The organism is Cellulomonas sp. APG4, from assembly GCF_009996735.1.
Taxonomy (GTDB): Bacteria; Actinomycetota; Actinomycetes; order Actinomycetales; family Cellulomonadaceae; genus Actinotalea.
The window spans coordinates 307,708-319,310 of sequence record NZ_JAACYI010000001.1 but is presented as its reverse complement, the minus strand read 5'-3'; the positions used below and the strand labels follow the sequence as shown (position 1 = coordinate 319,310).

Genomic DNA, 11,603 nt, shown 5'->3' with positions numbered 1-11,603 from the left:
CCGGGCACCGGGCTCAGAGCGCCCACTGGATGTCGGTGTCGAGCGAGATGCGGTCGCGGCCCGCGGCCTTGGCGGCGTACATGTGGGCGTCGGCGCGGCCGTGCAGCTCCTCCGCGGTCTCTCCCGGGAGGCGCGTCGCGGCGCCGATGCTGATCGTGACGTGCATGTCCTCGGCGATCGTGGCCCAGTCGTGGTCGCGGACCCCACGACGGATCCGGTCGCAGATCGCCACGACGTTCTCGGGGCCACGGTCCTCGTCGAGGAGCACGGCGATCTCCTCGCCGCCGATGCGCGCCACCACGTCCGTCCCGCGCACCGCGCCGGCCACGATCCGCGCGACCCGACGCAGCACCTCGTCGCCGACCATGTGCGAGTACGTGTCGTTGAGCTCCTTGAAGTGGTCCAGGTCGCCGATGAGGCACGCGACGTACGCCCGCTCGTCCGCGAGCCGTACGGCGAGGGCGGCGTCGAAGCCGCGACGGTTGAGCAGGCCCGTCAGGGCGTCGTGCGTCGCCTCGTACGCGAGCCGCTTGTTGTCGATCTCGAGCCGCTCGGCCCGCAGTCGCTCGACCTCGGTGGCCGCGCGGGCGCGCTCGAGGTCGAGGCGGGCGTTGACCGCACGCGCCCGGGTCTCGGCGACCTCGTCGCGCAGCTCGAGGGTCGAGGAGAACAGCCGCCGGTGCGCCTGCAGCGCCTCGGCGTACGCGCCCCGCTGCTCGTGCAGCGCGACGAGCTCGTTGAGGAGGTCGATGCGCTCGAACGGGCGCAGGTCGGCAGCCGCGGCGGCAAGACCGGTCTCGAGCGAGCGCGCGGCCGCCTCGAGGTCCCCGCGCAGGCGGTGCACCCGGCCCTGGGTCGCGGTCAGGCCCAGCCGGAAGTGCGTGGTGTCGACCAGGCTCGTGAGGCCGCGTGCCTCGTCGATGACCTCCTGCGCCCCGTCCGCGTCGCCCGTCGCGAGGCGTGCGCGGGCGAGCTTGATGAGCGTCTCGCCGAGCAGCCGGAGGTTGTCGCCGAGGCGTCGTGCGTGCTCGACGGCGCGCTGCTCGGTCTCGAGGGCTCGCACCGCCACCTCGGCTGCGGCCCCGGGGTCGGTCGCGAGGAGCTCCTCGCTCAGCGCGACGTCGAGCGCGCCCAGGTGGGACAGGCTCGCGCACTGCCCGTGCTCGCTGCCGAGCTCGACGAAGATCGCGTGCGCCTCGTGCAGCAGGTCGCGTGCGCGATCGGGCATCAGGCCCATCTCCTCGTACGTCACGCCGAGGTTGTTGAGGGCGGCCGCGATGCCGAACCTGTCACCCAGCTCGCGACGCAGCACGAGCGACTCCTCGAGCAGCTCGATCGCGGTCGCGTGGTCGCCGAAGCCGCTGTGCACCGCCCCCAGGCCGCCCAGCACGCGGGCCTCCCAGCCGCGGTCGCCGAGGGTGACGGCGAGCTCGAGCGCGCGTTCCATCGCGTCGAGGGCGGCGTGGTCCTCGGAGAGCAGGTGCAGGGCGAACCCCAGGTGGTACGAGGCCTGCATCTCGGCGGCCTCGTCTCCGAGGTGGCGGGCGAGCTCGAGCGCGCGCTCCGCGACCTCACGGCAGCGCGACGGCTCCGAGTTCGAGGTGCGCTCGACCTCCGTGACGAGCGCGGCGAGCTCGTCGACCTCGCGTCGGACCCCGTTCACCGTGCGCTCATCCGTCCGTGCCGCCCCCTGGTCCGCTTCCCGCGGTACAGCCTGCCCTGCGGGACCGCGCGGCGGAAGGCCGCGCGCGGGTGATGTGGACGACGCCCGTCCATGTCAGGTGCCCGAGCAGCACATGGCACGGTTGCGTCCGGCGTGCTTCGCGGCGTACAGCAGCTCGTCGGCGCGGGCGTGCAGCTCGTACGGCGACTCGCCGCCCGTGCGTGTCGCGACACCCAGGCTGATCGTGATCGCGAGGTCGGGGGCGACGGTCGACCAGTCGTACGAGGCGATGGCGGCACGGACACGCTCGGCGAGCGCCGCTGCGGCCGCCGTGTCGCCACCCGGCACCAGCACGGCGAGCTCCTCGCCACCGATGCGCGCCACGAGGTCCGTCGAGCGCACGGTCGCGGTGACGATCCGCGCGACCCGGCGCAGCACCTCGTCGCCCACGAGGTGGCTGTAGGTGTCGTTGACCGCCTTGAACGCATCGAGGTCGCCGACGATGCACGTCAGCCGTCCCTCCGGGTCGTGCGTCAGCTCGGCGAGCGCGGCGTCGAAGCCGCGCCGGTTGACCAGACCCGTGAGCGGGTCGTGCGAGGCGTGGTGCTCGAGCTCGCGGTTGGCGCGCTCGAGCTGTTCCGAGCGCAGGCGCTCGATCTCGGTCTCGACGCGGGCGCGCTCGACGTCGAGCCTCGCGTTGATCGTCCGGGCGCGGCGCTCGGCGAGCTCGTCGCGCTGACGCAGCGTCGCCTCGTGCAGGCGGCGGTGGGCGGCGAGGGCCCGCACGTGGTCGCCCTGCTCCTCGTGCACCGTGACGAGCGCCGCGAGCAGGCCCACGCGCTCGTAGTCGCGCAGCATGGCCTCGCCCAGGTCCAGCCCGCGCTCGAGCTCGACGACGGCGCCCGCGAGGTCGCCCTGCGCCCGGCGGAGGCGTCCGCGGGTGTGGGCGATCTCGAGCCGGAACTGGGTGCTGTCGACGACCTCACCCGGACCGGCCGCGGCCTCGATCGCCTCGGCGGCCTCCGCGAGCTCACCCGCGGCGATGAGTGCACGTGCGAGCGTCAGCAGCGCATCGGCCTGCAGGCGGTGGTTGTCCGCGAGCTCGGGGTGACCCACGAGCTCCGCGGCTGTCCGGGCCGTCGAGAGCGCCATGATCGCGGCCGCCTCGGCCCCGGGCGGGTCCGTGCCCGCGAGCTCGTCGTGCGTCGACAGGTCGAGCGCCGCGAGGTGGAGCAGGCTCGCGCAGCGTCCTTGGTGGTCGTCGAGGCCGGCGAACATGGCCTGGGCCTCGTGCAGCACCTCGCGCGCCCGCTCGGGGAACAGCCCCATCTCCTGGAACGTGACCCCGAGGTTGTGCAGCGAGGCGGCCACGCCGCGCTGGTCACCGATCTCGCGCCGCACCTCGAGGGACTCCTCGACGTACTCGATCCCGGTCGCGTTGTCGCCGAACCCGCTGTGCACGGCGCCGAGCCCGCTGAGGACGCGCCCCTCCCAGGCGCGGTCTCCCGTGGCGCGCGCGAGCTCGATCGCCTCCTCCATCGCCTCGAGGGCGGCGTGGTCCTGCGAGAGCAGGTGGTGGGACCACCCCATGAAGTACCGCACCCGCAGGCGCGCCGCGACGTCACCGGCCGCGTCCGCGACCTCCAGGGCGCGCACCCCGGCCTCGAGCGCACGCGCGGGCGCGGCGTTGACCAGGCGGTCGACGGCGTCGACGAGCTCGGCGAGGCCCGCCTCCGTCGAGGGGGCGTCGGCGGACGTGGCGAGGGGCGCCACGACGTCGTCGTCCGTCCTCGGGACGGCGTCGTCGGGCGGTGCGACGGTGTCGAGTGTCGGCTGACCCACGTCCGCACCATCGGCACGTCTCGACCGGTCCTGAGGGGTCCACGCGCCGGATCGACGCGCGGACGGGTGATCTTGCTCGCTCAGCCCTCGACGAGCGCGACGGCCTGCCGCGCGATGGCGAGCTCCTCGTTGGTCGGGACCACCATGACGAGGGTCGGCGCCCAGTCCGGCGAGATGATCGTGGGCTGCTTCTTGCGTCCCTCGTTGCGCGCGGGGTCGATCGCGATGCCGAGGTTCTGCAGCCCCTCGCACGCGAGGGCCCGCACGATGTCGTCGTTCTCGCCGACCCCCGCCGTGAACGTCACGACGTCGACGCGCCCGAGCACCGCGTAGTAGGCGCCGATGTACTTGCGCAGGCGGTGCACGTACACGTCGAGCGCCCCGCGCGCGTCGTCGTCGCCCTCGGCCACGAGGCGGTGGATCTCGCGCAGGTCGTTCTCGCCCGACAGCCCCTTGAGGCCCGACCTGCGGTTGAGGAGCTCGTCGATCTCGTCGACGGACATGCCCGCGTTGCGGTGCAGGTGGAAGATCACGGCCGGGTCGATGTCACCCGTGCGGGTGCCCATGACCAGCCCCTCGAGCGGGGTGAGGCCCATCGAGGTCTCGACGGCCACGCCACCGCGCACGGCCGAGGCCGACGCGCCGTTGCCGAGGTGGAGCACGATCTGGTTGAGGTCGCCCAGGCGCCGGCCCAGCACGCGTGCCACCTTGCCCGAGACGTACTGGTGCGACGTCCCGTGGAAGCCGTACCGGCGGACCCCGTGCTCGGCGGCGACGACGCGGTCCAGCGCGTAGGTCGAGGCGGCCGTGGGCAGGGTCGAGAAGAACGCGGTGTCGAACACGGCCACGTGCGGCACGTCCGGCAGCAGCTCCCGGGCCACCTGGATGCCCCGCAGGTTCGCGGGGTTGTGCAGCGGTGCGAGCGGTGAGATCTCCTCGATCGCGTGCTCGACGGCCTCGTCCACCAGGGCGGGCTCGGAGAACACGGCGCCCCCGTGCACCACGCGGTGCCCGACGGCGACCACGTGGGCCTCCTCGAGGTCGGGTCCCACCTCGTCGAACAGGCCGAGCACGAGGCGCAGGGCCGCGCCGTGGTCGCTCACCGCACCCGTGCGGCGCGTCGTATTCCCCGCGAACGTGTGGCTCACGATCCCGTCGTCCTCGCCGATCCGCTCCACGAGGCCTGATGCGATCGCCTCCCCGCCGACGGGGTTGACCAGCTGGTACTTGACCGACGACGAGCCCGAGTTGATCACCAGGACGCTGCCGTGGGCCCCGAAGGCGCTGTGCTCGCTGGGGCGCTCGCCGACGCCGGTGACGGGGTTCATGCGGGACCTTCCGTGGGGGTGGGATGGGCCAGGCCCTGGGCCTGGATCGCGGTGATCGCGACGGTGTTGACGATGTCCTGGACCAGGGCGCCACGCGAGAGGTCGTTGACGGGCTTGCGCAGCCCCTGGAGCACGGGGCCGATCGCCACGGCGCCGGCTGAGCGCTGCACGGCCTTGTAGGTGTTGTTGCCCGTGTTGAGGTCCGGGAAGATGAAGACGGTCGCGCGACCGGCCACGGTCGAGTCGGGCATCTTCGTCTTGGCGACCGAGGCGTCGACGGCGGCGTCGTACTGGATGGGGCCCTCGACGTCGAGGTCGGGGCGACGCTCGCGCACCAGCGCGGTCGCGGTGCGCACCTTCTCGACGTCGGGCCCGGTCCCGGACTCGCCGGTCGAGTACGAGAGCATCGCGATGCGTGGCTCGATGCCGAACTGCGCCGCGGTCTGGGCCGACGAGATCGCGATGTCCGCGAGCTGCTCGGCCGTCGGGTCGGGGTTGACCGCCGCGTCGCCGTAGACGAGCACGCGGTCCTCGAGGCACATGAGGAACACGCTCGACACGATCGACACGCCCGGCGTCGTCTTGATGATCTCGAACGCCGGCTTGATGGTGTGCGCGGTCGTGTGCACCGCCCCCGAGACCATGCCGTCGGCGAGGCCGAGCTGGACCATCATCGTGCCGAAGTAGCTCACCGAGCCGACGATCTCCCGCGCGCGGTCCACGGTCATGCCCTTGTGCTTGCGCAGCTCGGCGTACTCGTGCGCGAACCTGTCGTGCAGCTCGCCGTCCTTCGGGTCGATCACCTCGGCCGCGGCGATGTCCAGGCCCAGCTCGGTCGCCCGCGCGCGGATCGACGCCTCGTTGCCGAGGATCGTCAGGTCCGCGACCTCGCGCTGCAGCAGCGTGCTGGCGGCGCGCAGGATGCGGTCGTCGGTCCCCTCGGGCAGCACGATGTGCTTGCGGTCGCCGCGCGCGCGGTCGAGCAACGTGTACTCGAACATCAGCGGCGTCACGACCGCGGGGCGCGCCACGTCGAGCAGCTCGAGCAGGCGCTCGCCGTCGACGTGCTTCTCGAACAGCGCCAGCGCGGTGTCGACCTTGCGCTGCGAGTCGGCGGTCAGCCGGCCGCGCGTGGCGGCGGCCGCGCTCGCCGACCGGAACGTGCCCAGGTCCGTGCGGATGATCGGCAGGCGCTGGCCCAGCCCGTTGACCAGGCGTGCGACGGGCGGCGGCGGGTAGAAGCCGCCGTTGAGGATGATGCCCGCGAGCGACGGGAAGCCGTCGGCCGCGTGCGCCATGAGCAGACCGAGCAGCACGTCCGACCGGTCTCCGGGCGTGATGATCACCGCGCCGTCGGTGAGCTTGTCGAGCAGGTGCTCGATCGACATGGCACCCACCAGCAGGTCGAGCGCCTCGCGCTGGAGCAGCTCGGCGTCGCCCGCCGCGAGCTTGCCGCCCACGGCCTCCATGAGCGCGCCGACCGTCGGCGCGTTGAGGAGCTGGTCCTCGGGCAGGGTCCAGACGGGCAGCTCCGCCCCGAGCGCCTTGCGGACCGTCACGAGCTCCTCGGGCCGGCAGCGGTTCGCGACCACGGCCACGGGCTCGGCGTGGTGCTGACGCAGCTCCCCGAGCGAGACGTCGACGATCTGCCGGATCTCGTCCGGCCGCCGGTCCGCCCCCCGCACCACGAGCAGCACGGGCGCCCCGAGGTTCGCCGCGATGCGGGCGTTGTACGACAGCTCCGTGGGGCCCGCGACGTCCGTGTAGTCGGTGCCGACCACGACGACGGCGTCGCACTGCCGCTCGACCTCGTGGTAGCGCGACACGATGCGCGAGAGCGCCTCCTCGGGGTTCTCGTGCACCGCCTCGTACGTGACCCCGACGCAGTCCTCGTAGGTGAGGTCGACGCCGTCGTGCGCGAGCAGCAGCTCGAGCACGTAGTCGCGCTGGTCCGTCGAGCGCGCGACAGGTCGGAAGACGCCGACGCGCGTGACGCTGCGGACCAGGAGGTCCAGCACCCCGAGCGCCACCGTCGACTTGCCGGTGTCGCCCTCGGGCGAGGTGATGTAGATGCTGCGGGCCACGGTGGTGCTCTCTTCGGTGCGGGGGGCTGGGCTGCGAGGTCGCGCTCGGGCGCAGCGCCTCGCCTACTCGTTGTCTCCTGCGGTCGCGGCGGTCGCGGAGACGGCGTCGCGCTGGGGGCCGCCCCGCTCGGTGCCGGTCTCGCCCGCGTCGGGCCACACCCAGTCACGCACCTCGGGGATGTCCTCACCGTGCGCGCGGGTCCAGTCCCGGGCCCGCAGCCGCGCGTCGACCATCTCCTGACGCAGCTCGGCCGCCCGCGTGCCCAGGCTCGGCACCCGGTCGATCACGTCGATGACCAGGTGGTAGCGGTCGAGGTCGTTGAGCATGACCATGTCGAACGGCGTCGTCGTGGTGCCCTCCTCCTTGTACCCGCGCACGTGCAGGTTGCCGTGGCCCGCGCGCCGGTAGGTGAGGCGGTGGATCAGCCACGGGTAGCCGTGGTAGGCGAAGATGATCGGCTTGTCCGTGGTGAAGATCGTGTCGAACTCGCGGTCCGAGAGCCCGTGCGGGTGCTCGGTGTGGTCCTGCAGGCGCATGAGGTCCACCACGTTGACCACGCGCACGTTGAGGTCGGGCAGGTGACGGCGCAGCAGGTCCGCGGCCGCGAGCACCTCGAGGGTCGGCACGTCGCCCGCGCACCCGAGCACCACGTCCGGGTCCTCACCTCGGGCCTCGGTGCCCGCCCACTCCCAGATGCCGAGCCCGCGTGCGCAGTGCGCGACCGCGTCGTCCATCGACAGGAACGTGGGGGCGGGCTGCTTCCCGGCGACGACGACGTTGACGTAGTCCCGCGAGCGCAGCACGTGGTCGTACGTCGCGAGCAGGGTGTTCGCGTCCGGCGGCAGGTACACCCGCACGATCTCGGCCTTCTTGTTGACCACGTGGTCGATGAAGCCCGGGTCCTGGTGCGAGAACCCGTTGTGGTCCTGGCGCCACACGTGCGAGGTGAGCAGGTAGTTGAGCGACGCGATCGGCCTGCGCCACGGGATCTCCTGCGTGACCTTGAGCCACTTGGCGTGCTGGTTGAACATCGAGTCGATGATGTGGATGAACGCCTCGTAGCAGCTGAACACCCCGTGGCGTCCCGTGAGCAGGTAGCCCTCGAGCCAGCCCTGGCACTGGTGCTCCGACAGCACCTCCATCACGCGCCCGGCGCGGGCGAGGTTCTCGTCCTCGGGCAGCAGCTGTGCGCCCCACTGCTTGTCGGTGACCTCGAACACCGAGCCGAGGCGGTTCGAGGCCGTCTCGTCCGGGCCGAAGATCCGGAACGTGTCGGGGTTCGCCTCGACCACGGCGGCGAGCCACTGACCCAGCACGCGCGTCGCCTCGGCGATCGAGCCGCCGGGCGAGGTGACCTCGACCGCGAAGTCGCGGAAGTCGGGCAGGCGCAGGTCGCGCAGCAGCAGACCGCCGTTGGCCTGGGGCACGGCGCTCATCCGCAGGTCGCCCTCGGGTGCGAGCGCGGCGACCTCGGGGACCAGGCGCCCGGTCGCGTCGAACAGCTCCTCGGGCCGGTACGAGCGCAGCCAGCCCTCGAGCACCTGCAGGTGCTCGTCGGTGTCCCGGGCGCTCGCGAGCGGCACCTGGTGCGAGCGCCACGAGTCCTCGACCTGCTTGCCGTCGATCACGGGCGGGCAGGTCCAGCCCTTGGGGGTGCGCAGCACGATCATCGGCCAGCGCGGCCGCTCGGTGAGCTCACCGGCGCGGGCCGCGGCCTTGATCTCGGCGATCTGGTTGAGGCACTCGTCCAGCACGTGCGCCATGCGGCGGTGGACCTCGGTGGCCGGCTCGCCGTCGAACCCGCCCGAGACCACGTAGGGGGTGTGCCCGTAGCCACGCATCAGCTCGAGCAGCTCGTCCTCGGGGATGCGCGCGAGCACGGTGGGGTTGGCGATCTTGTACCCGTTGAGGTGCAGGATCGGCAGCACGACGCCGTCGCGCAGGGGGTCGACGAACTTGTTCGAGTGCCAGCTCGTCGCGAGTGGGCCGGTCTCCGCCTCGCCGTCGCCCACGACGGCGGCCACGAGCAGGTCGGGGTTGTCGAACGCGGCGCCGTAGGCGTGCGAGAGCGCGTAGCCCAGCTCGCCGCCCTCGTGGATGGACCCGGGGGTCTCGGGGGCGACGTGGCTCGGGATGCCGCCCGGGAAGGAGAACTGGCGGAACAGGTGCCGCATGCCGTCGAGGTCGGTGCTGACGTCGGTGTAGACCTCGGAGTAGGTGCCCTCGAGGTAGGTGTTCGCCACCAGGCCCGGGCCGCCGTGGCCGGGACCCGTGATGTAGAGGGTGTGCTGGTCCCGCTCCTGGATCACCCGGTTGAGGTGGGCGTAGAGGAAGTTCAGCCCCGGCGTGGTGCCCCAGTGGCCGAGCAGGCGCGGCTTGACGTGGTCGCGGGTGAGCGGCTCCGTCAGCAGCGGGTTGTCGAGCAGGTAGATCTGCCCCACCGAGAGGTAGTTCGCGGCGCGCCACCACGCGTCGATCCGCTCGAGGGTCGCGTCGTCGAGGGGTGCGACGTCGCGCGTCGCCCACCCGGTGGCACCGTCCAGGACCGAGGTCATCGTTCCTCCTGCGCAGCGTCGTGCGGCGGGCCCGCCCCGCCGCAGCCCTTAGGGTTCCCTATCGGCCCGCCAAGACATGGGACGTTTGACCCCACGGGCCGTGGTCCGGCCGTCCGGTCGGCCCACGGACCCATGCCACCACACCTGGGCGGTCGGCGCAGCACCCGCTCGGAGTGCTCCGCGGGCCGGGTAGCGTGACCGTCGTGGAGCGCCGCCCCGACTACCTGCGCACCGCGACCAGCCCGCGGATGCTGCTCGTGCTCGCGCTGCTCCTCGGCGCCGCCGCTGTCTGCGTGCGGCTGGGGGTCTGGCAGCTCGACCGGGCGGAGATCCGCGGCGACCTCGACGCCGAGCGACGCGCGGCCGAGGTGCTCGAGGCGCCGGCCGAGCCGCTCGCGGAGGTGCTGCGCCCGGGCGACCCGTTCGCGGGTGAGGACGTGGGTCGCAAGGTCGTCACGTCGGGGCGCTTCGGCGACGACGCCGTCCTGGTGCCGGGGCGGGCGCACGACGGCACGACGGGCTACCTCGTGGTGAGCCCGCTCGAGGTCGAGCGGGCCGGGGCGAGCATCGCGGTGGTGCGCGGATGGGCGCCCGACGCCGAGGCCGCGGCGGCCGCCGCACCGGCGCCCGACGGGGTCGTCGAGGTCACCGGCTACCTCGCGGCGGGTGAGGCCGCGGGCGCCGTGGCGCTGCCCCGCGAGGCGGGCCTGGACGTGGTCGAGGCCGTGAGCCCCGCGCAGCTCGTCAACCGCTGGGGCGGCCGCACGCACGCCGGGTACCTCGTGCTCCTCGCGCCAGCGCAGCCCGGGCTCGAGCCGCTCGACCCACCGACGCTGGGCGAGGGCGGCCTCAACGTGCAGAACCTCGCCTACGCGCTGCAGTGGTGGATCTTCGGCGGTTTCGCCGTGCTGCTGTGGGGCCGGATGGTGCGCGACGCCGCCCGCGACGAGATCGAGGACGACGACGGGCCCGACGGCGAGGGTCTCAGTCCTGCGGACGGCTCGAGGGCCGCCGCCGCAGCCCCTTGACCTCGCGGCGCTGAAGCTCGGCCGCGGCGCGTCGCGCGCGGGACGCACGGCTGGCGCGGGTGGGCCGGCGCGGCGGAGGCGGCGGCCGCAGGGCCCCGTCGAGCAGGGTCGTGAGCCGTGCGAGCGCCGCCTCGCGGTTGCGCAGCTGCGACCGGTGCTCGCTCGCGCGCACCGTGACCACGCCGTCGGTGAGCCGCCCGGCGAGGTGCTCGACCAGCACGGAGCGCACGTCCTCGGGCAGCGAGCGGCTGCGCGCGACGTCCCACGACAGCTCGACGCGTGAGTCGGTCGTGTTGACCCCCTGCCCGCCGGATCCGCCCGCGCGCGAGAACCGCCAGCGCAGCTCCGCCGGGTCGACCACCGCGCCGTCGGGCAGACGCAGCTCGCTCATCGCACCAGGATCCCACCTGTGCCTGCGCGCGCCCCCTGGGCGTCGGGGCCCCGTCGCGGGAGAGTGACGGGATGACGAGCCGACGACCCCACATCCGTGCCTACCGGCCGAGCGACCGTGACGACGTCTACGACGTGTGCGTCCGCACGGCCGCGGCCGGCGGGGACGCACGCGGGCACTACTCGAGCGACGACCTGATGCCGGACATCTTCGCGGGGCCCTACCTCGACCTCGAGCCCGAGCTTGCGTTCGTCGTCGACGACGGCGACCGGGTGGTGGGCTACGTGCTCGGCACGGCGGACACCGCGAGGTGGGCCGCCGAGCACCGCAGCCGGTGGCTGCCGCAGGTGGCCGCCCGGTACCCGGCGGTCGCCGCGCCGACGACCGCCGAGGAGCGGCTCGTGGACCTGCTGCACCACCCGGAGCGGAACATCCACCCCGAGCTCGCGGACTACCCCGCCCACCTGCACATCGACCTGCTGCCGTCGCACCAGGGCGCGGGCCACGGCCGGGCGCTCATCCGCGCGTTCCTCGCGGCGTTGCGGCGCCAGGGCGTCGCGAAGGTGCATCTGGGCATGTCCCCGTCGAACACCGGCGCGCGGGCGTTCTACGAGCGCCTCGGCTTCCACGAGCTGCCCCACGGCGACGACGTCGTGCTCCTCGGCCTCAGCACCGACCACCCGGTCTGACGCCGGACCTCGCGCGGCCGCG

Annotated in this window: 8 protein-coding genes; 2 read left to right on the top strand and 6 right to left on the bottom strand. The window is 73.3% G+C overall.

Going from position 1 to position 11,603, the window contains the following annotated elements:
- Positions 1-13: 13 nt before the first annotated feature.
- The 5 genes from GXB85_RS01410 to GXB85_RS01390 form a co-directional block, all read right to left on the bottom strand.
- Complete coding sequence (locus tag GXB85_RS01410) at positions 14-1,663, bottom strand: tetratricopeptide repeat-containing diguanylate cyclase (RefSeq protein WP_161915831.1); 1,650 nt, start codon at positions 1,661-1,663, stop codon at positions 14-16.
- Positions 1,664-1,777: 114 nt separating this feature from the next.
- Entirely contained in the window at positions 1,778-3,505 is a 1,728-nt protein-coding gene (locus GXB85_RS18720; protein ID WP_161915830.1) for a tetratricopeptide repeat-containing diguanylate cyclase, read from the bottom strand.
- Between the two features lie 80 nt (positions 3,506-3,585).
- A complete protein-coding gene (locus GXB85_RS01400) occupies positions 3,586-4,833 on the bottom strand; it encodes an acetate/propionate family kinase (RefSeq protein ID WP_161915829.1) in 1,248 nt (415 codons plus the stop codon).
- A complete protein-coding gene (gene pta / locus GXB85_RS01395) occupies positions 4,830-6,917 on the bottom strand; it encodes a phosphate acetyltransferase (RefSeq protein ID WP_161915828.1) in 2,088 nt (695 codons plus the stop codon). The genes GXB85_RS01400 and pta overlap by 4 nt, the downstream gene beginning before the upstream one ends.
- A gap of 63 nt (positions 6,918-6,980) precedes the next feature.
- A complete protein-coding gene (locus tag GXB85_RS01390; protein WP_161915827.1) occupies positions 6,981-9,473 on the bottom strand; it encodes a phosphoketolase in 2,493 nt (830 codons plus the stop codon).
- Between the two features lie 203 nt (positions 9,474-9,676).
- Here GXB85_RS01390 and GXB85_RS01385 point away from each other — a divergent pair, with 203 nt between their 5' ends.
- Positions 9,677-10,501, top strand: a complete 825-nt coding sequence (locus GXB85_RS01385; protein WP_370523931.1) for an SURF1 family protein — start codon at positions 9,677-9,679, stop codon at positions 10,499-10,501.
- Here GXB85_RS01385 and arfB read toward each other — a convergent pair.
- On the bottom strand, positions 10,458-10,892 hold the full coding sequence (gene arfB, locus GXB85_RS01380; RefSeq protein WP_161915826.1) for an alternative ribosome rescue aminoacyl-tRNA hydrolase ArfB: 435 nt from the start codon (positions 10,890-10,892) through the stop codon (positions 10,458-10,460). The two genes, GXB85_RS01385 and arfB, sit on opposite strands and share 44 nt — an antisense overlap.
- Positions 10,893-10,963: 71 nt before the next feature.
- On the opposite strand from arfB, the gene GXB85_RS01375 reads away from it, so the two are divergent.
- The gene (locus tag GXB85_RS01375; protein ID WP_161915825.1) at positions 10,964-11,581 is read left to right on the top strand and encodes a GNAT family N-acetyltransferase; all 618 of its coding nucleotides are present in this window, start codon (positions 10,964-10,966) and stop codon (positions 11,579-11,581) included.
- Positions 11,582-11,603: the final 22 nt, after the last annotated feature.